This is a genomic window from Bacillus methanolicus (assembly GCF_028888695.1).
GTDB lineage: Bacteria > Bacillota > Bacilli > Bacillales > Cytobacillaceae > Bacillus_Z > Bacillus_Z methanolicus_B.
The window spans coordinates 575001-599749 of the sequence record NZ_PNFF01000002.1 but is presented as its reverse complement, the minus strand read 5'-3'; the positions used below and the strand labels follow the sequence as shown (position 1 = coordinate 599749).

The window sequence follows — 24749 nt, the reverse complement described above, 5'->3', positions numbered from 1 at the left end:
TCTACAGTTCACGATTTATTGATTATATTCATTCATTACCTGGAGAAAAGGTTGATGCAGCCAAGCTTCACATGCTTCAGCGCATTTCTTTATTACATCATCCATAATTTCCTGTTCATCCTCTCGGAACCGTTCCAAAACATAATCAACGACACTCATACCAGCCGGCGGCCTGTCAATCCCAACGCGAATTCGTTTAAATTCTTGAGAGCCTAAATGGGCAATCGTCGACTTTATTCCATTATGGCCGCCTGCACTCCCTTTTTGGCGCAGCCTGATTTTCCCTACAGGCAAATCAAGATCATCATAAATAACTAGCAAATCTTCAAGGGCAATATCATAATAGTCTAAACATGCGCGAATGGATTCACCCGATAAATTCATATATGTAAGCGGTTTTAATAAAATCAGCTTTTCTCCGTTCACAGAGCCAATTCCATATATTCCTTTTAACTTTGCCTGATCCAACGGAATATTTAATGATTCAGACAGCTTATCAATAACCTCAAATCCAATATTATGCCTTGTTTTATCGTATTGTTTTCCCGGATTGCCAAGTCCGACGATTAACCTCATTTTTCTCACCCTTTATTATTAAAAAACCATTTATCTCGAATTTAAATTTATTTCAAGACTCTTTTTGCTATTATAAACCAAAAAAGCCCTTGTTAAAAGAATTGAATAACAAGGGCTTTTGAAATCTATTCTTCACTGGCAGGTGTTTCTCTTCCTTCTTCGTTCTCAGGAATACCGCCATCTTGTTTTTCACCTGAGCTTATTTCTTCCTCTTGTTTAGGAGGTAAAATGGAACAAATCACTTCTTCTTCATCATGGTTTATGCGGTACGGTTTATCCATTTTGATATCAGCTATTGTTAAGGTTTCCCCAACTTGAAGATTTGTTACATCCACTTCAATCGAATTTGGAATATCACCAGGTTTTGCCGTGATGGACAAACTATGCAGCGGCTGTTGCAAGACTCCACCGTCCTTCACACCGGCTGCTTCACCAACGAGATCGATTCGGACATCCGCGTCTATTTCTGATGACATATCCACAGCACGGAAATCAGCATGGATCAATTCCTTTTTCAAAGGATCTTCCTGATATTCCCCAAGAATGACTTGATGCTGATCTCCATTAATATTCAAGGAAATAATTCCGTTTCTCCCTACTTCACGGATTGTTTTTATTAATTCTCCGGCACTCACATAAATTGGCTTGCTGTCAATTCCGCTGCCATAAATAATTGCCGGAATATTTCCTTGTTCACGCAACTTTTTCAAATTGGATTTACGAAACTCCGTCCGTTCTTTCGCTTGTAAAACAGCACTCATAAAACGTCACCCTCCTGATTTAAAGTCAAAGTCTATATATAAAAATACCCTAAATCAGGAAAGTCTAAACGTTGTATTCTCAATTCCTTTACCTCTCGTTCAAAACAATGAAAACAGAACAAGGCTTGCTTAAATTAGCAAGCCTTATACTATTTATTTTATTAATCAAAAAGTGTGCTGACTGACTGATCTTCATGAACGCGGATAATCGCTTCCCCGATCAGTGGAGCAACTGAAAGCTGAACAATTTTATCGCTCTTCTTTTCTTCCGGAAGAGCAATAGAATTTGTCACAACCAATTCTTTAATTTTTGAGTTTTCAATGCGCTCAATGGCAGGTCCCGATAATACAGGATGTGTACAGCAGGCAAATACTTCTGATGCTCCATTATCCACTAAAGCATTAGCCGCTAATGTAATTGTTCCTGCAGTATCAATGATATCATCTATTAAGATTACTACTTTCCCTTCGATGTGCCCGACGATATTCATAATCTCAGCTACATTTGGCTTAGGGCGTCGTTTATCAATGATGGCAATGGGAGCTTTCAAGCGCTCTGCCAATCTCCGTGCTCTTGTTACTCCGCCGTGGTCTGGAGAAACGATTACAATATCTCCATTGAAATCTTTGTTTTTAAAGTACTCTGCTAAAATTGGCACGCCCATAAGATGATCGATCGGAATATCGAAGAAACCCTGAATTTGTGGTGCGTGTAAATCAAGAGTAATAACACGGCTGGCACCAGCTGTTTCCAGAAGGTTGGCAACCAGTTTCGCAGTGATCGGTTCACGAGCACGAGCTTTGCGATCCTGGCGGGCATATCCGTAATACGGCATGACAATATTAATTGTTTTAGCAGATGCTCGTTTTAAAGCATCAATCATAATTAATAATTCCATCAAATGTTCATTGACAGGCAGGCTGGTAGATTGAATGACGAAAACATCGCATCCGCGAATACTTTCTTCTATATTAATTTGGATTTCTCCGTCACTGAAACGGGTGACTGAACATTTTCCAAGCTCTACACCGATTACTCTAGCGATTTCTTCAGCTAATGCAGTGTTGGAATTCAAGGCGAAAACTTTTAAATTCAGGTCTAGATATTGATTGGGCATGATTGACCTCCATATTTTGCTTATTTCTTAAGATTTAACTTTTCAACGTAATTTTCTTTATTCACTTGGCGGGCACGTGCAATCGACAATGCGTCTGCCGGTACATCTTTCGTGATTGTAGAACCTGCGGCAATATATGCACCCCGTCCAATTGTTACCGGTGCAACCAGATTGGAATTACAGCCTATAAACACGTTGTCTTCTATTTTCGTCAAGTATTTATTTTTCCCGTCATAGTTAACAGTGATGGAACCACATCCGATATTGACGCCGCTTCCTACCTCCGCATCTCCTATATAGCTGAGATGAGAAGCTTTGCTTCCTTTTCCGAAGTCAGATTTTTTGATTTCGACAAAGTTTCCAATCTTCACTTCATCATGAATATTCGAATCCGGACGAATGTGAGCAAATGGTCCGATATTTACAGAAGAACCAATCATGCTGCTATGGGCAACAGATTGTCGGATAACTGTGTTCATGCCGACCTGGCAATCTTTGATTTCACTATTCGGACCAATTTGGCAGTCGGTACCAATAACCGTTTTTCCGATTATTACAGAGCCTGGATAAATAGTGGTATCTTGTCCGATTTCAACGTCAGGACCAATGTACGTGTTTAAAGGATCGATGATCGTAACGCCGTTTCGCATATGAAATTCATTGATTCTTTTTCTCATAATCCGCTCTGCTTCGGCTAGTGCAACACGATCATTAACGCCTATCGTTTCTTCAAATTCTTCCGATTGATAAGCACTTACTTTTTTGCCTTGCTTTTTCAGAATTTCAATCACATCAGGCAGATAGTACTCTCCTTGGACATTATCATTTGAAACGTATTGCAATGCTTCAAATAGTGCAATGTTATCGAAGCAGTATGTTCCAGTATTAATCTCTTTTACCGTACGTTCTTCTTCTGTTGCATCTTTATGCTCAACGATCTTTTCTACAAACCCTTCGCTATTACGGATAATTCTTCCATATCCTGTTGGGTCTTCAGCTTTTGCCGTTAAAATCGTTGCTTTCGCATTAGTTTCTTCATGATGTTGAAAAAGCGCTTCCATAGTTTCAGCTTTGATGAGAGGTGTATCTCCGCAAACAACGATGGTCACCCCTTCTTTGCCTGCAAGGATTTCCTTTGCTTGCATAACAGCATGAGCGGTGCCAAGCTGTTCTTCTTGGAGAGCATATTTGCTTTTGTTCCCAAGCTGTTCTTTTACTTTTTCCGCTCCATGTCCGATAATCGTCACGATTTCATTTATGTTAAGCTTCGAAACTTGATCAACAACATGTTGAACCATTGGTTTGCCGCATAAAGGATGAAGTACTTTATAAAGCTTTGACTTCATTCTAGTTCCTTTGCCCGCGGCTAAAATGATGGCATAACGAGTCGACATTAACAGTCCTCCAATTTACCTTTTTATCCATAAAGAATATATCTTAAAAAGACATTCATTTCAAGAAATGATCATTAAGTACATTTTTTTGTCATTACAGGAAACAGCAAAAAAAAATAATACGAAGAAATAGGTTGATGTGGTTTATTTATGAGAGGATCGGGGAAAAAGAAAAGCGTAAGCGCCTTGGTTAGCCCCGACATGCTTCTAGGTCCTGCCGGTTAAGTCGCTTTTTGACTTCATTGGCAGGCGCGAGGCGACCTCGAGCTGCTCAAAGCAACTTTATCAAGTCATGCTTTTCGCAAGATACTCGAGGAAGTCTATTCAAGGATGAAAACTGGCTGGGCGCTCCTCGAAAAGCTGACGCTTTCCTTCGTGCGATGCGTCGCTGCCGAAGCGTTTCTTGTGAAGCCGGACAATAAGAAAAGTGCAAGCAATTATTTATACAAATAAAAAAGAGCCTATCTGTGAAGTAGGCCCTAGTTGTATATCCTTAGGAAGCTCCGGCTTCTTCAAATTCTACTTCTAGTTCACCTAAACGGTGGTACTCAGCCAAAACAGCTTCTTGGATTTTGCCGCGTGTTTCTGAATTAATAGGGTGAGCAATATCGCGAAACTCTCCATCCGGAGTGCGCTTGCTCGGCATGGCAACAAATAATCCATTATTTCCATCAATAACACGAATGTCATGGACAACAAATTCATTGTCGAGAGTAATGGATGCAATTGCTCTCATTCGTCCATCCGTGTTAACGCGGCGTAATCTAACGTCAGTTACTTCCATTTTGTTCACCACCTTTACCCTATAGATAGATATCTAATTAATATATTTCAACATTATTTCCAATTTTCCTTCTTTAAATAGTAAAATTTTTTAGAAAAATTAGAGTAAGTCGGTGAAATCATATCTATTTTTAGATATTTTTTTGGAAGTAATTGTTCTATAACGCCTAAATAACTATTTTACGAGGGCAATAACTTCTATTTCGACTAAAGCATCTTTTGGCAATCGGGCTACCTCAACGGTTGAACGCGCAGGCTTATGAGTAGAAAAATATTGACCGTAAACTTCATTTACAGCTGCAAAATCATCCATATTTTTAATAAAAACCGTTGCTTTTACAACCGTATCCAATGAAGCCCCCGCTTCTTCAAGAACAGCCTGTAAATTCTTAAACACTTGATGGGTTTGTGCTTTAATGTCTCCCTCGACCATAACTCCTTCAGCAGTCAGCGGGATTTGCCCTGAGCTGAAAAATAAGTTATTGACAACAATCCCCTGGGAATAAGGGCCGATTGCAGCCGGGGCATTAGTTGTTTGAACCGTTTTCACTTGACTTCCTCCTTTTCTTTTTATCCATTTTATCACTGCCTGGAAAGTTCTGTCTAACAATTTTCAACATTCTTTGAAAAGAAATTGCCTTCGCTCACTTTTATTTTTTTCTCTTTCACATCAACGTCAGAAAGGCGGATAAGTGACAAGTATTCATCCACTAAACGCTCTTCAATATTTTCTGATTCAACTAATACAGCTATTCCTGCTACATGGGCGTTAAATTCATTTAGAAGGCTGATCATCCCATTGACCGTTCCTCCAGCCTTCATAAAGTCATCCACGATCAGTACTTTCGATCCTTCTGCCAAGCTTCTTTTTGAAAGAACCATCGTCTCAATTCTTTTTGCCGATCCGGACACGTAATTGATGCTTACCGTCGATCCTTCCGTCACTTTGCTATCTCTTCTGACAATCACGACCGGAACATTCAACTGGCTGGCAACGGCATATGCAAGCGGTATTCCTTTCGTCGCAACCGTCATAACAACATCGATTTCAGTATTGGAAAAAGCAGAAGCAAACATTTTCCCTACTTTGTTCACAATTGAAGGGTCACTGATAATGTCGGTCATATATAGATAGCCTCCCGGAAGCAGTCTTTCCGGATTTCTGATTAAATCGCAAAGATGCGCAATAAATGGCCTCACTTCTTCTTCTTTCACTTTTACAAAAAATTTTACCCCGCCTGCCGCACCGGGCACCGTTTGCAACGTTCCAATTCCCCTTTGTTCAAATGTTTCTTTAATAATCGCCAAATCTTCACTGATCGACGATTTAGCAGAACTATACCTTTCAGCAAAAAAAGTTAACGGAACTAATTGACGAGGATGCTCCAATAAATAATTCGTCATATCGATCAAACGTTCGCTTCGACGGAATTTCATAAATAGGACCTCCAAAATCCGAATATTTTAATGATAATATATCATTAATGTACGGATTTAATCAAGTATATTCCGTTCCCCCAACATTCTTACCGCATATACTTGATCACAAAATCCTCTTAAACCGTTATAAATTCGGTGAAGCCGTGAATCATGCTGCACAAGGCCAAATACCGTTGGACCGCTGCCGCTCATCAATACGGCATCTGCACCAAATCTTTTCATTTGATCTTTTATCAAGACGACCTCCGGATGCATCTTCATTGTTACATCTTCGAGTACATTCCCTAAATTTTCGCAAACCTTGCTGTAATCTTTCGTTTCAATTGCTTTAATCATTTCTTTTGTGTTCGGGTGGCTGATCCGATTTAAATCAAGCCTGCGATATACTTCGGCTGTTGAAACCCCAATGGAAGGCTTTGCAAGAATAACCCAGCATGTAGGAGGAGCAGGAAGTTCCGTTATCAGTTCTCCCCTTCCCTTGGCCAGTGCTGTCCCCCCATATACGCAAAAAGAAACATCCGACCCGATTTCCGCACCTAACGCTGCCAGCTCGTCCACCGACAGGCCAAGATCCCATAATTTATTTAAACCCTTTAAAGTAGCTGCAGCATCACTGCTGCCGCCCGCTAATCCCGCTGCGACTGGTATTGTTTTTTCAATACGAATCAATGCGCCCTTTTTCACTTGAAACCGTTCCTTTAAAAGCTGGGCTGCTTGATATGCAAGGTTGCGCTCGTCATCCGGCACATAATGATTATGAGAAATGATTCGGATTTGATCCTCGTCCAGCAATGAGAGCTCAAGGCGATCAGCCAAATCAATTGTCGTCATAATCATTTCTACTTCATGATAGCCATCCGTTCGTTTATATAACACATCCAATGTTAAATTGATCTTCGCCGGGGCTTTGACTAGAAGCTTCACTACGTCCACCTACTCTTTTACAAAATTCGACGATCTTCATGTTTCGTCCTATTTTACCACATAACGCCATCTGCAAAACATCACGTTTGAACATTCTTCACAAATAAAATATTTTATCATTTCTAGCGAAAAGCGCAAGCGCCTTGGTTAGCCCCTTCAAAAGCAAAAAAGAAAAGCCGGGCTTTTTCGCCTCGACTTTTCTGCCGCTGTAAATCCTGAATGATTTTTTAAAATAATTCGTTCTAAAGGTTGTTGTTGCAAGTTGCAGATTCCAAAGAATTTATCGTCTTGAAGCCAGCTGTTCTTCAGCTAGTTCAATTGCACGCTTAACCATATTTCCCGCGTCTCTTGCTTTGATTCCGCCCCATCCTTCTTTCTGGACAACATCATAGAACCCAAGCTCTTTCGCAAGTTCTTCTTTAAGACGCTCTGACATGATTCCTCTTCTTCTGCCCAAAACAAACAGCCCCTTTCTTTACACGCGGCATTTATAGTATTGGTTTTCTGTCCTTTTTCATGTAGACCTTTTTTAACCTATACACAAATAAAAAAGCAGCAAACCATTTGTTTGCTGCTCGCTTTAAAGCGTATTATTGTCATTGTCAGCTTAAAGCGGCATTTCTTGATGTATCTTCATAGAAGGTAATTTGAACCGTTTCAGTTAAAACATCTGCATAGCTGTACGATACACGTTCAAATGCATTTTCATCCTGGTCTAACTCGACTACAAACACGGCAGGATACGTTTCTGCTAAAATCCCGGAACGCTCAATCGTTTTTCTGCGTCCACCGTTCGCCCTGAGCAAAAGTCTTTTCCCTAAATTTGAATCAAGAGCTTTTTTGATTTCAGATAATGTTTTTGGCATTCGGTCCACCTCACTATGTAAAGTATAACACGTTGATATATCTAAGTCAAATAAAAACATAAATTATAACAGTCATTCAAAATGATTGTCAATAATTTTTCTTTTATTTTTTTCCCTAAATTTCAACATTAATAGGTTGACCTTTTTCGACAAAGATTATGTATATTCTGCAAAAAAAGCCGTTTTGCTAAGCGAACGGCTTCCATTTTATTCTTGATCTTGATATTCAATATGATACGGCATTCCAGTTCTTAAAACGCCGCGCGTTTCAATACCCCCGAGCCCTTTTTCCCCTGTTAGTGTATTTCTTAGAACATTCCACACATTAATCCTTTCCATAAAAGGAGTGAAGCTTATTTTTGCGACGATATAAACAGGGTCAAGCGCGTGGATATTTACCCGAGAAGGTGAGCTTGCAAAGTTTGCGCCTGCTTGAATCAGCGATTCAAAATGTGATTGGCATGCGCCTGCGAAAATAACTAGCTGATCTAAATGAGGTACTTTCTTTCTTGCTTCCCTCACCGTTAAAGCAAAATCCTTGGAATGCCGGTACGCATTCAGGTCCGTTATCTTGCCTTTAGATTTTGAATATGCATCATGACCGGTAATTACCAAAATATCCGGCCGGTAATAGTCAATGAAATGTCCAACCTTGTTCGGCATTTCTTTCTCATTGCAATAAACTCCAAAAACAGGAACTCCGACTTTTTCATATAAGCTTAAACACTTTTTTAAATAATTAGGGTCACCATCCACATGAAGAACCTTCCCGGGAATTTGAAAATATTTGACCGGTTTCGTGTACCCGTCTGTTACATCGTATTCTTGCTTTTCTTTTAATAACTCCACATCTTGCCAAAAAAGCTTGAACGACTGCTCTTCAAGTGACCGAAATTCCCTTGACAATTTCATTCGCTCTGATGGATACACCTTTATTAAATCCTCATACGGTGCATCGGCAATAAGCCGGAAATCTTCTCCATATAAAATAGCATTTTTCTTGCCGCCTTCTTCTCTTATATCAATCACTCTAAACAAAATGTCACAATGATAAGAAACCCTTCCGACAATATCCATGATTTTTATCTTCACTGCCGTCACTCCAACTAAGCCCCCGCAAAAAGGCTTTCCTAATCATTTACCGTTTCTTTTCATAGGCTATGCAAAAGACAGTAAACATGTGATTAGAAAAGAGGAGCCGACCGTTTAGGTGCGACAAGCATAAGGCAAATCACGCAAAAAGACGATAGTCTCTGTAGTGATTTGACTTATGACCTCGAGCACCTGGGAGGCGAAGCTGGACAATAAGAAAAGCGGAAGCGCCTTGTTCAGCCCCGACAAGCGCTGGAGGACCTGCCGGTGAAGTCGCTTTTTGACTTCATTGGCAGGACCGAAGCGACCTCGAGGGGCTAGGCGCTGGAGCTAGACAATAAGAAAAGCGGAAGCGCCTTGTTCAGCCCCGACAAGCGCTGAAGGACCTGCCGGTGAAGTCGCTTTTTGACTTCATTGGCAGGACCGAAGCGACCTCGAGGGGCTAGGCGCTGGAGCTGGACAATAAGAAAAGCGGAAGCGCCTTGATCAGCCCCGACAAGCGCTGGAGGACCTGCCGGTGAAGTCGCTTTTTGACTTCATTGGCAGGACCGAAGCGACCTCGAGGGGCTAGGCGCTGGAGCTAGACAATAAGAAAAGCGGGAGCGCCTTTGTCAGCCCTGACAAGCAGAATCGCTGTTATATTAAAATAATCGCTGTTAAACTGAAAAAATCGCTGTTATTTTTAAAAAATCGCTGTTAAATCAAAATAATCGCAATAAAACCGAAATAATCGCGATAATAGCTGAAATTCGTCTCCTTGCGACCAAAACAAAAAGACCCTGTACGGGTCCTTATTGAAAATACACATAAAGTTCATCGCTCAAACGGCCAAATTCCTCGATCGAAAGAGTTTCTCCTCTTCTTCCCGGGTCAATGCCCGCTTGATTCAGTGCAGCAAGTATTGCTTCTTTTTTCTCTTTGCCATCAGGAAGCTGGCTTGTTAAGTTGTTTAGGAGCGTCTTTCTTCGATGTGCAAAGCTTGCTTTTATAACTTGGAAAAAGAATGCTTCATCACGTACCTTGACGGGCGCCTCTTCTCTCCGAATTAATCGTATGACCGCAGAATCTACATTAGGCTGGGGTACGAACACTGTTTTAGGAACGACCATGACTGTTTCAGGCTCAGTGTAATATTGAACGGCTATTGAAAGAGAACCGTAATCTTTGGAACCCGGTTTTGCTGCCATCCTTTCAGCTACTTCCTTTTGAAGCATAACAACAATACCTCTAATTGGCAGATTTTCTTCCAAAAGCTTCATTATTATCGGCGTCGTAACATAATACGGCAAATTGGCTACTACCATTAAATCGTTGATCCCTTGAAACTCCCGGTCAATGATTGCTTGCATATCGGCTTTTAAAATATCCTGATGAATAATTGTTACATTGGAATAAGGCGACATGGTCTCTTCTAATATCGGAAGCAAGCGTTGATCAATTTCAAATGCCACTACTTTTTTGCTGTTCCGGGCAAGCTGCTCTGTTAAAGCACCAATCCCGGGACCTACTTCAATTGCTCCGGTCTCAGCGGTTAATTGTGCATGGTCGACAATTCGTTTTAAAATATTCGTATCAATTAAGAAATTTTGCCCTAAACTTTTCTTAAAGGAAAAGCCGTATTTTTCAAGTATCATTCTCGTTCTTGCAGGCGTAGCAATATCTTTATTCATTTTGCGCCTCCTGTCTGATGACCGCAACAGCAGCTGCAAAGTCCTCACGGGATATTTGGAACATCATAAGCCTTTTATGTAACTGTTTCCCGTTTGTATAGCCGATTTTCAGTATTTTACCTAATTTTTCCCGCCGTTCTTTTGAGCCGTTTCCACCAATTAATCCGGCCGCAATTAAATCATCTGTTGTAATTTCCTCATTGACTGCTTCTTTCATGATTTGGGCATGCCGCAGCGCCTCCCGAATCATTTCAGCCGAAGCATGTTCAACGCCTACTCCCTTTCCGTTCTTTTGTATCGCGGCTTCTTTCGGCAGAAACGCATGTTTGCACTCAGGTACATGGCGTGCAATTGTTTTTCTTATTTTTTCACCAGGAAAATCAGGGTCTGTAAAAATAATGACGCCTCTTTTCTGATGGGCCAGTTTTATTTTTTCAATCGTTTCCTCGCTGAGAGCAGAACCATTCGTTTCAATCGTATCTGCATCAACGGCCCTTTTGATTGCGGTTGTGTCATCTTTTCCTTCCACAACGATGATTTCTTTAATTTTCATTAGTTCCTCCATATGAAATCGAAAAGCGGTTCTACCGCTCATTTTTACATCTAAAAATTTTTTCGTTTTTTTGAAAAAAACTTGAAACATTTTTGTAACATGAAACGTCTATTTATATGAAAAAAACATAAAATGAAATGAGAACAACACTCCTCCAATAAGTATAAAATAAACAGGGTAAAATGCAAAATGCAGAGGATTTATTTATCCCCTGCATGAAAAGATTAATTTAAAATTTTGATTTTTACCTTTCTATTCCCCCAGCGATAAGCTTGTGAATTGGAAGGGAAGAAGACATCGATTTTATAGCCTTTAATCGCTCCTCCTGTATCAGCGGCAACGGCATATCCGTAGCCTTCAACATAAACCTTCGTTCCCAGCGGGATCACCCGTGGGTCTACAGCAATAACTTTTACATTAGGGTTGGCTTTTAAATTTATGCCGGAAGAAGTTATGCCGGAACAGCCATTGCAGCTGGCAGTATACGCAGTTGAGCTTACATAAAACTCCCTTCCGTTTTCAGTACTCCCGCGGGATACTTGTTGAGAGATTACTTTCGTGCCGACTGCCACGATCTTATCCTGTTTTTCCTTTACTTTCTGTTCGCTGATGAGTGTTCTGGAAACTTCTTTTCCATTTTCTAAAACAACTTCATATTTTTTTGTTAATAAACCTTGCTCGCCTTCCTTAATAACTTTTTCTGTTCCTTTTGTTAAGTTACCGTCTTTTTTGGTGACGACTGCAAAGTTTATTGGTTCTTCCACTACATCGGTGACTTTTTCAACCCGAATGACGTTTACAACGGCATTTTCTTTGACTTTCTCGTGCAATTTAGGCTCAACACGGTCTAAATCCTTTAGTGTAATCCCTTGCTGTGATAAAAAGTCAGCGACCGTAGTCGAAGTTGACCATACTTGTTGTTTTTTTCCGCCGTCAACCAGCGTTAATGGAAAAGCTTTTTGGATTGCAATTTGCATTTTGTTCTTGATTGCTTCTTCTGGCTTTGGCTGGACAACGTCATGTTCATTTATGATAATTTTTTGTTCTAGCAAAAGATCTTTCACCGTTTCTGCTGTAGTCCAAACGGTTTTTTGTTCTTGACCTTGCACAACTTTAACCTGTTTCGCCGGTTTCCATACAATTTTTAAGTTGTCTTTCACCTTCGTGCTTACCGTGGGAAACACATAGTCTTCTGAGCGCAATGATATATCGAGTTCATCGAATAGATCTTCAATCGTTTCTGCATGTGTTTTTATCACTCTCTCCTGACCGTCAAGAGTTATGGCTACAGTCTTCTTCGTTGTCTCAAACAAAAAGATTCCGAAGACGGCAGCAAAAACTAGGAAACTAGCAAAAATAACGGCCAATTTTTTCTTGCTCAAAGACTTGGAAAACAGGTTTTTCATGTTTTGAATCTCGATGAAAAACGCCTCCTTTTCTCGGAGAGATTATATAAACATTCTCGTCTCCTGTCAACCTAAGCCCTTTCTGCTTCCAAACATTGTATTTATCCACCCCCTGCCTAAACATATTTCATATTATGCAAAATTTTATCCAGAAAGGAAAGGGAGACTTCTCGACATGGTTATCCTATGAATGAAAGAATGCATGTAGAACTTTATAGAATAAGAAAAAAGTCGGACAAGCTCCCTCAACTTTCGACAATATTCCTTATCAAATTATGCCGAATAATTTTTTTGCATTTTCAGTTGTAGCCTTTGCCACATCTTCGACAGTCAGCCCCTTTATTTCCGCAATTTGTTCGGCAACAAGCTTTACATATGCCGGTTCATTTCGTTTACCTCGAAATGGATGGGGCGTTAAATATGGGCAGTCTGTTTCAATTAACAGGCGATCCAAAGGGATGGCTTCTGCCACTTCTTTTGGCATTTTCGCATTTTTAAATGTTACAGGCCCGGCTAGTGAAATATAAAAATTCATCTCCATGCATTCTCTGGCAATCTCTACACTGCCGATGAAGCAATGCATGATTCCCCCGACTTCCCGGGCACCTTCTTCTTTTAAGATCTCCACTATATCGGCCGTTGCTTCCCGATTATGAATGACAATCGGAAGCTTAACTTTTTTAGCTAGGCGGATTTGCTTGCGAAAAACTTCTTTTTGAATTTCTTTAGGTGATTTATCCCAATAATAATCCAATCCCATTTCCCCAAGAGCGACAACTTTTGGATGCGATGCAAGTTCTTCCAACCAAAGCAAATCTTTCTCCGTCATATCAATTGCGTCAACAGGATGCCATCCGACACAGGCATAAATAAATTCATATTTTTCAGCAAGCTCGATCGCTTTTTTGATGGTGGGACGGTCAAAGCCAACGACGACGATATTGCTGACGCCTTCTTTTTTCGCTCGATCGATTACTTCTTCTAAGTCATCTTTGAACTGATCTGCATTTAAATGTGCATGTGTATCAAATAACATACGTAAATAGCTCCTTTAGTTGTTGCTTTATTACATAATATAGGTTGTCCGTTAGGTTCCTTTATTTTACCTTTATTCATTTTTCTAAACAAGAAATTGCTTTTTTGAAAAAAAAACATAGAAATGTTCCGCGGTGATCGACTGTTACACGTGAAACATTTCTATGTTCAATATTGTACTATTTTACTTTTGCCCCGTTAGGAAGCGACTGGTCTACTGTAGCAAGGGATAAAGCGCCGTCTTTGCTTCCTGCTAAAATCATTCCCTCAGAAAGTTCACCGCGCAGTTTAACCGGCTTTAAATTGGTTACACAAATAACTTTGCGTCCGACAAGGTCTTCCGGCTTATAATATTGGGCAATCCCTGATACTACCTGGCGTTTTTCATATCCTAAATCCAGTTGTAGCTTGAGAAGCTTATCAGCCTTTTTCACCGGCTCGGCATGAATCACTTCTGCTACGCGCAAATCGATTTTCATAAAATCATCAATCGTGATTTCTTCTGTTTCAGGCTTTTCTTCTTTTTTATCTTCTTTCTTTTCTTCCACAGCAGGTGATGTCCCTTGCATTTTCGCCTTAATAAAATCCACTTCTTCCTGAATATCTAAACGAGGGAAAATCGGCTCCCCTTTCACGACCTTCGTTCCTTCAGGAATGATCCCGAACTGATCAAGACTGTCCCAAGATGTCAAAGTTTCATCATGAATATTTAACTGTTCAAAAATTTTGTGAGGGGCACGCGTTAAAAATGGCTGCAGCAATACAGCAATTCTGCGTAAAGATTCAGCAAGGTGAACCATCACACTCGCTAATTGGTCCTTATTATCCTCCTCTTTCGCTAATACCCACGGCTGAGTTTCATCAATGTATTTATTCGTTCTGCTGATCAACTGCCAAACAGCAGTTAAAGCAACTGAAAACTCCATTTTTTCCATTGCTTCTTCATATTTCAATACAGTTTCTTTATTCATTTCAAGCAGCTCTTTATCATACTTGCCTTCGGAACCGCGATAAGCCGGGATAACTCCTTCAAAATATCTTTCGATCATCGCAACGGTACGGTTTAAAAGGTTTCCAAGATCATTTGCAAGGTCAAAGTTGATTCGTTCAACGAACCCTTCAGGTGTAAACACCCCGTCCGCTCCAAACGGAACTTCCCGCAACAGATAATAGCGCAGGGCATCTAAACCGTAACGGTCAATCAATGTGACAGGGTCAACCACATTCCCTTTCGATTTAGACATTTTTCCGTCTTTCATCAGCAGCCATCCGTGCGCAAAAACTTTCTTTGGAAGCGGAAGGTCTAGAGCCATCAGCATGATCGGCCAATAAATGGTATGGAATCGGACGATTTCCTTCCCGACTAAATGAACATCTGCCGGCCAATATGTTCTATATTTCTCTTCATTATCAGTGCCGTATCCAAGAGCTGTGATGTAGTTCGTTAGGGCATCAATCCAAACATAAATCACATGTTTCGGGTCGCCCGGAACTTTGATGCCCCAATCAAATGTTGTACGGGAAACAGCAAGATCTTCAAGCCCCGGTTTAATGAAATTGTTAATCATTTCATTTTTACGTGATTCCGGCTGAATAAAATCAGGGTTTTCTTCATAATACTTGAGCAGCCTGTCTACGTATTTGCTCATTCTAAAGAAATACGATTCTTCTTTTACTTTTTGTACAGGCCTTCCACAATCCGGGCAATTCCCATCGACAAGCTGATGGTCTGTGTAAAATGATTCACACGGTGTACAATACCAGCCTTCATACTCACCCAGATAAATATCTCCCTGTTCAAGCAGGCGCGCAAAAATTTTCTCAACAACCTTTTTATGTCGATCTTCAGTCGTTCTAATAAAATCATCATAGGAAATGTCTAGTTTTTTCCAAAGGTCTTGAATGCCGGCAACTATTTCATCGACATATTCTTTAGGAGACACTCCTTTTTCCTCTGCTTTCTGCTGAATTTTCTGGCCGTGCTCATCAGTCCCTGTTAAAAACATAACATCAAAGCCGCGCAAGCGCTTATACCTTGCCATTGCATCACCGGCAACAGTTGTATAGGCATGGCCGATATGAAGATTTCCGCTTGGATAATAGATTGGTGTTGTCAAATAAAAAGTCTTAGATTTTTTCTCCACAATATTCCCTCCTTAAACACAGTCCAGAAGCGGGCTTGTCTAATTTTTATTAAAAATATTTTACATGTAAAAAAGCCCCGCCCAAAGGGCGAGAGCCAATTTCAAAAATGTTCTGCCTTTTATTGGGCAATTCATCATTCATCTTTTAAAAAAGGTATGATCATGACTTCTCTATAACGTCATCATAACCTCTTATATCATCAAAATATACCTAAAAATGTGAAAAAGTGCAATATTAAAAGCGAAAGCGGCTTGGTCAGCCCCGACATGCTTCTAGGTCCTGCCGGTGAAGTCGCTTTTTGACTTCATTGGCAGGCGTGACGCGACCTCGAGCTGCTCAAAGCATCACTTTATCAAGTCATGCTTCTCGCAAGATACTCAAGGAAGTCTATTCAAGGATGAAAACTGGCTAGCCGCTGTAGCTAGACAATAAGAAAAGCGGAGCCGACCGTTTAGGTGCGACAAGCATAAGGCAAATCACGCAAGAGACGATAGTCTCTGAAGTGATTTGACTTATGACTCGAGCACCTGGGAGGCGAAGCTGGACAATAGAAAAGCGGAAGCCGACCCTCAAGCTGACTAAAACAAAAAATTATTAAATTTTTTACTAAAATGGTACAGAAATCTATTGGCATGTTCGAATGATATAAACAGAAAAAGGAAATGCAGGTTTTGCAGAATTTTGTCGAATATTGTTGGATTATACCTTTACTTTTCAGATCAATAAATAAACCAACAAGACGATTAATTTTCCCCGCCGGCAAAAAACTTATAATATATCAAGTTTAAAACCTTTGTATATCAATAGTTTGAGAGTATGTAAAAAATTTCTATGGAAATTAAAAACAAAATTATTGACGTTTATGGGAAAGCCTGGTATTATTAGAATTGTAAAATTTATGTCGAATAATGACGAAAGAAATAGAAAAAAGAAACCCCGAGAGGAGAAAAATATTATGAAATCTACTGGTATTGTTCGTAAAGTTGATGAGTTAGGCCGTGTGGTTATTCCAATCGAATTAAGACGTACTCTTGGAATAGCTGAAAAAGATGCTCTAGAAATTTATGTTGATGATGAGCGCATTATTCTTAAAAAATACAAACCAAATATGACTTGCCACGTAACTGGCGAAGTATCTGATGATAACGTTTCTTTAGCCGGAGGAAAATTAATTCTTAGCCGTGAAGGTGCAGAATTGCTTCTTAAAGAAATTCAGGAAAATTTTCAAATTACAGAAAATAAATAATTAATAAGCTTCTCCAGATACGGAGAAGCTTTATTCATTGTATTTATTCATTTATATGGTAGGAAGAATATACATCCCGTTTATTTAAGCCTCTGTCTTTTGCCGTTTGCTTAATGGCATCTTTCGAACTCATATTCTTCACTGTAATGTAGCGCTCGACATGCTCTTTTATGCTTAAATCTTCCCACCATGCTGATTGCTGTTCAGATGAACAAGATGATCCTTCGACAATCAAGCAAAACTCTCCCCTTATTTCGTCTGTTGAAGCCCATTCAATCATTTCTGTAACGGTGCCTCGAATAAATTCTTCATACTTTTTTGTCAGTTCTCGACAAATCGCCATGCGGCGGTCACCCATTATTTCCCTCAATAAGATCAGAGTGTCTTTTAGCCTGTGAGGAGCTTCATAAAAAATGAGTGTTGCTTTTTGCTCTGCAAGGGCTTCCAGTTCTTTTCTCTTTTCTTTTTTCTGGCGGTTCAAAAATCCGTAAAAATAAAACGGCTGGGTGGAAATACCGGAAGCGATCAAAGCAGTTAATGCTGCATTTGCCCCCGGAAGAGGAACAACCGGCAATTGTTCGTTCACTGCCATTTCGACTAACTCAAAACCGGGATCGGAAATTGCCGGCATCCCTGCATCACTTACAAGAGCGACGTTTGCCCCCTCTTTCAGTCTGGAAATTATTTTTTCTCCGCTCGTTTGTTTGTTATGTTCATGATAACTGATAAGCGGTGTTTCAATTTCATAATAATGGCAAAGTTTTTTTGTATTTCTTGTATCCTCCGCGGCAATTAAATCAGCTTCTTTCAGGATTCTAACAGCTCGAAAACTCATGTCTTCCAAATTGCCAATCGGGGTGGGCACAAGGTAAAGGATGCCTTTTTTATCTTCATTTTGAAAACTTTTTTGCTGCCACATATAAACCACCCGTTTCCTTCATCAAATATTCTTCTTTCTTTTTTCGCGTCCATTGTTTAAATTGATATTCAGCTCTAAGTGCTTCACTTTTATTAGCGAATTGCCGGAAGTAAACAAGTTTGACCGGTCCTCTACCGCGTGTATATTTGGCAGCCTTTCCTTCATTATGTAGCTTAAGTCTGTTTTCCAGATTATTTGTATATCCGGCATACAAAGAACCATCATTGCATTCCAGCACATAAAAGAAATGATTATGATTTTCCATACAAAATCTCTCTTATCTCCGGTGTATATTCGTTATGTTCATTATAGACATAAAGGGGCGGCAATATTTTTAAATCCGCACTTCCATGTTTAATCGCTTCAACTAAAAGGGTGTTTGCTTCCTTCCCTTGTTTAGGATAGACAAACTGAATCCGCTTCGGTTCCAATCGATAGCTCCTCATCAAGGTTACAATATCAAGAAGCCTTCCCGGCCGGTGGACAAACGCCACTTTTCCTCCTTGCCTTACCAATTGGCTTGAGACCCGAATCGCGTCTTCCAATGTGCAAAAAATTTCATGGCGGGCAATGGCGAGATGCTCATTCAAATTGATTTCTTCATGTGAAGGGATCGGGAAATAAGGAGGATTGCAGGTCACCACATCAAACTTTCCATAGCCCAACTGTTTTGGCATGTCATTAATATCCCCATGGACCATATAAATCCGATTTTCCAACTTATTATATTCAATGCTTCGGACAGCCATATCGTACAGCCGCTCCTGGATTTCAACTCCAGTGATTGTTCCTTTCGTTCTTTTGCTTAAAAAGAGAGGGATCACTCCATTTCCGCTGCATAAATCAATTAAGTTCCCCTTCTGAATCGGTACATAGACAAACTTTGAAAGCAATACTGCATCTAAAGAAAAAGCGAATACAGACGGACTTTGGATGATCCGTAAATCTTCTGTTAATAAATAGTCTAAACGTTCATCGTCTTTTAAATTGACCATCCTTGTTTTTTCCACCTTTTAATGATGAATTTTTTCTTATGAAAAATAGCCTTCCCAAATCCGAGGAAGGCTGTCCATTATTTCTTATTTAAAAAAGATAAGCAAAATAAGCAATCTCCTTCTTTACGCGGGCTTCCGAAATGCACATTGCAAATATGGAAACCTTCTTGATAAAGCCGGGCCAGGTTATCATAGCCTTCGCCAATATCAAACGGGTTTTTATCAACAGTGCCCGTTTGGTCTGCTGACATTTTATCTTTCACTTGTTTTTGCTGCTTTTGATTTTCCGTGGTTATTTCCAGACGGCGTCTTAGATGCTCATTTTCCAGCTTTAATGAGTTATTTTCTTCCAGAATTTCTGCTACATGCTTTTTTAACTCACCAAGTTGTTTATATAAATGGCCAATTTGGGCTTCCATATTACTCACTGATTCAAAAATCTCTTTTTTATCCACTCGTTCCACCTCATTGTCCGGCTGCGGATTCCAGCTTCTCGAGGATAAGCCGTTTTCTTGAAGTGTTTCCAAACCAGCTGATTTAAGAGACTGTCTTATGCATGTCAAATCAGGCCAGTCTCCAATGCTTTCCCTTAGTCTGTAGATTGAAACGAAACCGCACCTTCTTTTAATACTTCATCGAGAGTATATTCAAGTACGCGTTCCTGTCCCATTAATTCCACTTGAAGAACGCGTTCCAATATATTCAAACCAACAACTTTTCCGGATCCATGTGGAGTATCAATTATTTCCCCTAAATCAGGAAGCTGTTCTTTTGCTGTTTCATATTCATCATTTTCATATTTTAAGCAGCACATGAGCCTGCCGCATAAGCCGGAAATTTTGGTAGGATTTAAAGAAAGGTTTTGATCTTTCGCCATTTTAATTGATACAGGATCAAAATCACCCAAAAATGTCGAACAGCACAGCATTCTCCCGCACGGGCCAATACCGCCCAGCATTTTTGCTTCATCTCTGACACCTATTTGACGCAATTCAATTCTTGTACGAAAGATCGAAGCCAAGTCTTTAACGAGCTCCCGGAAGTCAACTCTTCCGTCGGCTGTAAAGTAAAAAATAACTTTATTCCGGTCAAACGTGTATTCTACATCAACTAACTTCATATCAAGCTGATGCTCATTCACTTTTTCACAGCAAATTTCATAGGCTTCTTTCGCTGCAGCTTTATTTTCCTCAACCTTTAGCCGATCCTTTTGATCTGCAATTCGAAGGACTTTTTTCAAAGGAAGGACAACATCATGTTCATCAACCTGTTTTCGGGCAATGACCACTTTTCCGTATTCCACGCCCCTGACAGTTTCAACAATCACAAAATCGCCCTTCTGAATTGAGAGATCTCCGGGATCAAAATAATAAATTTTTCCCGCTTTCTTAAAGCGTACGCCTACAACATCATACAAATGAAGATCCCTCCTTTAGTTGAAGCACTAGCTGTTCCATTAACAGCTGCGGGTTCATATTGGCTTGCAGCTTTCTTTTTGCTTCCAAGATGACTATCATCTGCCCGGTAAGACGACGTCCGGATGTTTCAAGAGCAAACTGTTCTAAACGAGCCTTTTCGTTTACATAAACAATTTTCTCATGCATACCAAGCTGTATATATAGTAAATCTTTAAAAATAAGAAGTAATAAGTCTAAACCACGATCAAGTTGTTCTTTCTCCTTGAAGTGCTGAAACCATTGCTCTTGAAGATGAACCATTGCTTCAAGTGGATTTTTCTTCAGCACTTCATATAATTTTAACACTATTTTTTGGGCTTGTGCAAACCAATCGTCATGACTTAAATCCAATGCTTCTTCTAAATTATTAGTAAGTTGGGCTAGCATCGGAGCCAGGTTAGGGCTTACTCCATTTGCTGTAAGCTGGGAAATCATTATCTGTGGTGACAAAGGCTTAAAAGAAATCGTCTGGCATCTGGAAAGTATCGTTGGAAGAATTTGGTGGACCTGTTCTGTCATTAAAATAGCAGTTGTCTCAGAGTTAGGCTCTTCAAGAAACTTTAATAGACTGTTAGCTGCGTTAACCGTCATCCGGTCTGCGTGAACAATCATGTAAAGTTTTTTCTTCGATTCAACACCTGTCTTTGAAAATTCCTCCTGAAGAGCTTGAATCTGGCTTTTTTTAATTGATAGCCCGTCCGGTGCCAAAATATGAACATCCGGATGGTTGCCATTGTTAATCCTTTTACAATTCATACAAATTTCGCACGGAATAAAACCTTCTAATGGAGCCTGACAAAACAAGCTTTTTGCTAAAAGCAGCCCGATTTCTTTTTTTCCTGTTCCTCTCATTCCTTCAAACAGGTAAGCATGAGCCAGACGGTCTTTCATCAGGCTGTTTTTTAACATTTTTATAACCGACGGCTGCATTTCTTCCAGTTGTATCCATGTCTTTGCCAATCCGATCACTCACTTACGTGTATAAATTAATTAAAAGGCCTTTTATTTCGCCAATTTTTTCAAGTAAATCCAATGATTTTTCTTCTTTTTTCATAATTTCTTCCGTTAACTCAACCAATTTTTGATCAATCGTTTCGACAATTGTAAAAGATCTTCCTTGGCCAAATTGATTCCAGCTGTGGGATTGTTTTAGCTCCATTCCAAAATCAACGGTTTCCTTGACAAATCGTTTCACAAGGGTTTTGAATTTTGCCAGATCTTTAAATGTCCGGGACCGCATAAGCCTTTCTCCGGCATGGTCAATATCGGTTAAAAGCTGCTGTAGCTTTTCCATTTGCATTTTTTGATCATGCTTTTGGACGAATTCATTAAATTTTATTCCGCTTGTAGACTGCAGCTTCGATTCCTGTCTGCTATTATCGATGTTTAGACGAAGATCTTGATTAATTTTCATATTTTACCTCCGGATCCGTACTGCTAGAATTGGAGGAACTGTTCAATCGGCACTACAAATACAGTTGCTCCACCGACTTCAACTTCTACAGGATATGGAACATAGGAATCTGCGTTTCCGCCCATCGGCGAGACCGGTGCCACTAATTGATCTCTGGACCGGCAATTTTCTTTTATAATTTGCAAGCATCTTTCCACTCTAATATCTTCAGTACCGATCATAAAGGTAGTGTTTCCGGATCTTAAAAATCCGCCTGTTGTGGCAAGTTTTGTTGCCCGAAAATTATTTTCGACCAGCGCAGTCGAAAGGCGGTTGCTGTCCTGGTCTTGAACAACAGCAATAATTAGTTTCATTCCCTCATCCTCCTGTCCATATTTCCGGTTTCCATTTTTCTTTTATTATAACAGTTATGATATGAAATTAGAGGATTCTTTAAGGGTTTGAATAGAAAATAGATGATTACTTATACGTTTCTAACAGTTGTTTCACTTTAGACATTGCTTGTTCGCAAACCTCTTTCATCGTTCTCGAAGCATCAATTTTATAGATCCTTTCAGGAAATCTCTCCATTAAAAGCAAATAACCCTCTCGGACCTTTTGATGGAACTCCATCGTTTCAAGGTCAAGCCGGTTTACTTCTCTGCCTTTATGCTGATTAATCCGCTTGAAACCAAGTTCCGGTTCAATATCAAAATAAAGTGTGAGCTCTGGCATCATCTCTTCAATCGCAAAACGATTAATCGAGAACACGTCCTCAATGCCCAGACCTCTTGCATACCCTTGATAAGCCAGTGAACTATCAATAAACCGGTCGCAAAGCACAATCATGCCCGATTCTAAAGCCGGCTTCACTTTTTCAACAAGGTGCTGCCTCCGCGCTGCTGCATAAAGCAATGCTTCTGTGCGCGGATCCATGGCCGTATTATTTTTATCAAGAATAACCTTGCGAATTTGCTCGGCAATCTCAATTCCACCGGGTTCTCGTGTTTTAAGCACTTTATGCCCTTCCTTTTCAAGCTCATCGGCCAACATTCCGATAATCGTTGTTTTTCCGGCCCCTTCAGGTCCCTCCACAGTTATAAAAACACCTTTTTTCATTTCATTTACCCCCAGATGATAACTCTCTTTTTGTTATAAAATAACTTTCTTAAACTTTATATACCTTTATCTCTCCTGCTTTTAACCTTTCTCCGCCTTGGAACCTGGCTCCGCTCTTGAGTAAAAATTGCAGCTGATCAATGGATTCATTTGTAATCAATTCCCCAGGGAATAAAAATGGAATGCCCGGAGGATAAGGAATAACAAAATCGGCGGATATTTGATTGGCCGCATCCGCCAAGGGAATCCATTGAGGTGTTAGCCTGTCCATTGTTTTTCGGCTAATTGCCTGTTCAGATACATCCTGTTTTTTATAAAAAATCGGCGTCTTATTTTGAGTGGATAAAGGCACCTCTTCTAAAGCCTTTGCGATTTTCATTGCCGCTTGTTCAAAAGGATAGTCCTGGCCCGCCTTCAATAACGGTAATACGAGCAAAACATTATATGGATCTGCCAGTTCTGAATAGACCCCTTGTTCTTCAAACCTTCTTTGCAATTCGAAACCATTAAGTGAACAATTCGTTTGAATCGTTATCTTTAAAGGATCGCTGGCTCCTTCTTGATAGGTTAAAACTTTAATTTTATCGATGTTCCTTAATTGATCGATTAGCTGATCAATTTTCCCGATTACATATTCCCGATCCGCTTTTTTGTATGTGCCGATATAACTCCTGGCCAAATCAAGCGATGCCATAATCGGATAGGAAGGGCTGCTCGATTGCACAATCTGTAAATATTGAATGAGACGGTCCTGCGAAATTAATTTGCTGTTAACATGCAAAAAAGATCCCATTGTCATGGCAGGAAGCGTTTTATGAGCCGATTGGACAACAATATCTGCCCCAAGCTGCACCGCTGACTTCGGAAATGGCTCTCCAGCAATGAAATGAGCACCGTGAGCTTCATCGATTAATACAGGAATACCATGCCGATGAGCAAGTTGAATAATATTTTCTAAATCGTATACACGGCCATAGTAATTCGGATATGTAAGAATGATTGCTTTTGCATTCGGATATAAGTGAATCGCTTTTTCTACGGTCTCATAGGAGACTGCCCCGGCTATATTCCAAATATGATCATACTCAGGACCAAGATAAACAGGAGCTGCTTTTGCAAGAGCAATTCCATTTAAAATCGATTTATGGCAATTTCGCTGTACAAGTACAACATCATCTTCTCCGGCTGCCGCAAGAATCATGGCAAGGATTCCGCCTGTAGTACCATTAACTAAAAAAAAGCTATTTTTTGTTTTGTACACATTAGAAAGCAATTCTTGCGCCTCAAAAATTGCACCTTCAGGAGAATGGAGATCATCCAGACCGGTAAGCTCCGTTGCATCGATTTTTAGCATTTCTTTATAAAAAGGAGCTCCTTCTTCCGAAAAAACATGCCCATATTTATGCCCTGGAACATGAAAAGATATGGGCTGTCTTTTGCTGTGTGAAAGTAGCGCATGATATAATGGTGTAATTGTCTGGTCCATATTTCACCGTACTCTTTCTTCTGAGATTCTCATTTATTTTAACAAATAGTTGTTCAAAATGCCTAAGCCTTAACAATTTTACAAAAAACGTGCATGAGTTTTAAACTCCCAACCCTTACCTGGAAATAGCTTTCATTATAAAACAGAACCAACATAATAAGGTGTAAATGTCAAAATAAGAATGCTCAATTTTGATTGTATAGTGATGTACAAAAATGATTTTATGGATAATTATGTTATTAAGTGGTAGATAGGAAATAACTTGACATGGAGCCTCTTCGGGCATGACTTACGAGCCAAGAAGCCAGCAATATCAATAGCTGGCTCCGCCTAACAAGGCTATCATGCCCGCCTCTCCATGTAAAGTTGCC

General features: G+C 40.0%; 27 protein-coding genes. 1 reads left to right on the top strand and 26 read right to left on the bottom strand.

From position 1 onward, the window contains the following. Positions 1-15 precede the first annotated feature (15 nt). The 16 genes from pth to metG all read right to left on the bottom strand — a co-directional run bounded on the left by pth (position 16) and on the right by metG (position 15762). Positions 16-576, bottom strand: a complete 561-nt coding sequence (gene pth, locus C0966_RS14555; protein ID WP_274856448.1) for an aminoacyl-tRNA hydrolase — start codon at positions 574-576, stop codon at positions 16-18. Between the two features lie 125 nt (positions 577-701). Then, positions 702-1337 (bottom strand): 50S ribosomal protein L25/general stress protein Ctc, encoded by a 636-nt coding sequence (locus C0966_RS14550; protein ID WP_274856447.1) that lies wholly within the window; start codon positions 1335-1337, stop codon positions 702-704. Positions 1338-1498: 161 nt separating this feature from the next. After that, on the bottom strand, positions 1499-2455 hold the full coding sequence (locus tag C0966_RS14545; RefSeq protein WP_274856446.1) for a ribose-phosphate diphosphokinase: 957 nt from the start codon (positions 2453-2455) through the stop codon (positions 1499-1501). Between the two features lie 20 nt (positions 2456-2475). After that, on the bottom strand, positions 2476-3849 hold the full coding sequence (glmU, locus tag C0966_RS14540; protein WP_274856445.1) for a bifunctional UDP-N-acetylglucosamine diphosphorylase/glucosamine-1-phosphate N-acetyltransferase GlmU: 1374 nt from the start codon (positions 3847-3849) through the stop codon (positions 2476-2478). A 493-nt stretch (positions 3850-4342) separates the two neighbouring features. Then, positions 4343-4633 (bottom strand): septation regulator SpoVG, encoded by a 291-nt coding sequence (spoVG, locus tag C0966_RS14535; protein WP_274856444.1) that lies wholly within the window; start codon positions 4631-4633, stop codon positions 4343-4345. 174 nt (positions 4634-4807) lie between these two features. After that, a complete protein-coding gene (gene ridA, locus C0966_RS14530; protein WP_274856443.1) occupies positions 4808-5182 on the bottom strand; it encodes a 2-iminobutanoate/2-iminopropanoate deaminase in 375 nt (124 codons plus the stop codon). A gap of 53 nt (positions 5183-5235) precedes the next feature. Beyond that, on the bottom strand, positions 5236-6069 hold the full coding sequence (gene purR / locus C0966_RS14525; RefSeq protein WP_274856442.1) for a pur operon repressor: 834 nt from the start codon (positions 6067-6069) through the stop codon (positions 5236-5238). Between the two features lie 57 nt (positions 6070-6126). Beyond that, a complete protein-coding gene (gene ispE / locus C0966_RS14520; protein WP_274856441.1) occupies positions 6127-6996 on the bottom strand; it encodes a 4-(cytidine 5'-diphospho)-2-C-methyl-D-erythritol kinase in 870 nt (289 codons plus the stop codon). Between the two features lie 280 nt (positions 6997-7276). Next, the gene (locus tag C0966_RS14515) at positions 7277-7453 is read right to left on the bottom strand and encodes a small, acid-soluble spore protein, alpha/beta type (protein WP_274856440.1); all 177 of its coding nucleotides are present in this window, start codon (positions 7451-7453) and stop codon (positions 7277-7279) included. A 145-nt stretch (positions 7454-7598) separates the two neighbouring features. Continuing rightward, positions 7599-7862, bottom strand: coding sequence for a biofilm formation stimulator Veg (gene veg / locus C0966_RS14510; RefSeq protein ID WP_274856439.1), 264 nt, complete (start codon positions 7860-7862; stop codon positions 7599-7601). 207 nt (positions 7863-8069) lie between these two features. Then, positions 8070-8954: a sporulation peptidase YabG gene (gene yabG, locus C0966_RS14505; protein WP_274856438.1), complete on the bottom strand. Its 885-nt coding sequence runs from the start codon at positions 8952-8954 to the stop codon at positions 8070-8072. Positions 8955-9745: 791 nt separating this feature from the next. Continuing rightward, positions 9746-10624 (bottom strand): 16S rRNA (adenine(1518)-N(6)/adenine(1519)-N(6))-dimethyltransferase RsmA, encoded by an 879-nt coding sequence (gene rsmA / locus C0966_RS14500; RefSeq protein WP_274856437.1) that lies wholly within the window; start codon positions 10622-10624, stop codon positions 9746-9748. Continuing rightward, positions 10617-11177, bottom strand: coding sequence for a ribonuclease M5 (gene rnmV / locus C0966_RS14495; protein ID WP_274856436.1), 561 nt, complete (start codon positions 11175-11177; stop codon positions 10617-10619). Before rnmV ends, rsmA begins: the two co-directional genes overlap by 8 nt. Before the next feature lie 224 nt (positions 11178-11401). Then, entirely contained in the window at positions 11402-12583 is a 1182-nt protein-coding gene (locus C0966_RS14490; RefSeq protein WP_274856435.1) for a G5 and 3D domain-containing protein, read from the bottom strand. Between the two features lie 268 nt (positions 12584-12851). Beyond that, positions 12852-13619, bottom strand: coding sequence for a TatD family hydrolase (locus tag C0966_RS14485; RefSeq protein WP_274856434.1), 768 nt, complete (start codon positions 13617-13619; stop codon positions 12852-12854). A 178-nt stretch (positions 13620-13797) separates the two neighbouring features. Continuing rightward, positions 13798-15762: a methionine--tRNA ligase gene (gene metG / locus C0966_RS14480; protein WP_274856433.1), complete on the bottom strand. Its 1965-nt coding sequence runs from the start codon at positions 15760-15762 to the stop codon at positions 13798-13800. A 956-nt stretch (positions 15763-16718) separates the two neighbouring features. Between metG and C0966_RS14475 the strand changes: the two genes are divergently transcribed. Beyond that, entirely contained in the window at positions 16719-17009 is a 291-nt protein-coding gene (locus C0966_RS14475; RefSeq protein ID WP_274856432.1) for an AbrB/MazE/SpoVT family DNA-binding domain-containing protein, read from the top strand. Between the two features lie 43 nt (positions 17010-17052). Here C0966_RS14475 and rsmI read toward each other — a convergent pair whose 3' ends face one another. The 10 genes from rsmI to C0966_RS14425 form a co-directional block, all read right to left on the bottom strand. Next, a complete protein-coding gene (gene rsmI, locus C0966_RS14470) occupies positions 17053-17928 on the bottom strand; it encodes a 16S rRNA (cytidine(1402)-2'-O)-methyltransferase (protein ID WP_274856431.1) in 876 nt (291 codons plus the stop codon). Beyond that, positions 17900-18193, bottom strand: a complete 294-nt coding sequence (locus tag C0966_RS14465) for a GIY-YIG nuclease family protein (RefSeq protein WP_274856430.1) — start codon at positions 18191-18193, stop codon at positions 17900-17902. The genes rsmI and C0966_RS14465 overlap by 29 nt, the downstream gene beginning before the upstream one ends. Next, a complete protein-coding gene (locus C0966_RS14460; protein ID WP_274856429.1) occupies positions 18180-18923 on the bottom strand; it encodes a tRNA1(Val) (adenine(37)-N6)-methyltransferase in 744 nt (247 codons plus the stop codon). Before C0966_RS14460 ends, C0966_RS14465 begins: the two co-directional genes overlap by 14 nt. Before the next feature lie 77 nt (positions 18924-19000). Beyond that, positions 19001-19378: a DNA replication initiation control protein YabA gene (gene yabA / locus C0966_RS14455; protein WP_274856846.1), complete on the bottom strand. Its 378-nt coding sequence runs from the start codon at positions 19376-19378 to the stop codon at positions 19001-19003. A 134-nt stretch (positions 19379-19512) separates the two neighbouring features. Then, positions 19513-20340, bottom strand: coding sequence for a PSP1 domain-containing protein (locus C0966_RS14450; protein WP_274856428.1), 828 nt, complete (start codon positions 20338-20340; stop codon positions 19513-19515). After that, a complete protein-coding gene (holB, locus tag C0966_RS14445) occupies positions 20333-21340 on the bottom strand; it encodes a DNA polymerase III subunit delta' (protein ID WP_274856427.1) in 1008 nt (335 codons plus the stop codon). The genes C0966_RS14450 and holB overlap by 8 nt, the downstream gene beginning before the upstream one ends. Before the next feature lie 13 nt (positions 21341-21353). Beyond that, on the bottom strand, positions 21354-21794 hold the full coding sequence (locus tag C0966_RS14440) for a YaaR family protein (protein WP_274856426.1): 441 nt from the start codon (positions 21792-21794) through the stop codon (positions 21354-21356). A gap of 23 nt (positions 21795-21817) precedes the next feature. Further along, positions 21818-22147: a cyclic-di-AMP receptor gene (locus tag C0966_RS14435; protein ID WP_274856425.1), complete on the bottom strand. Its 330-nt coding sequence runs from the start codon at positions 22145-22147 to the stop codon at positions 21818-21820. Positions 22148-22253: 106 nt separating this feature from the next. Then, complete coding sequence (gene tmk / locus C0966_RS14430; RefSeq protein WP_274856424.1) at positions 22254-22892, bottom strand: dTMP kinase; 639 nt, start codon at positions 22890-22892, stop codon at positions 22254-22256. A 49-nt stretch (positions 22893-22941) separates the two neighbouring features. Then, complete coding sequence (locus C0966_RS14425) at positions 22942-24378, bottom strand: aminotransferase class I/II-fold pyridoxal phosphate-dependent enzyme (protein ID WP_274856423.1); 1437 nt, start codon at positions 24376-24378, stop codon at positions 22942-22944. Positions 24379-24749 lie beyond the last annotated feature (371 nt).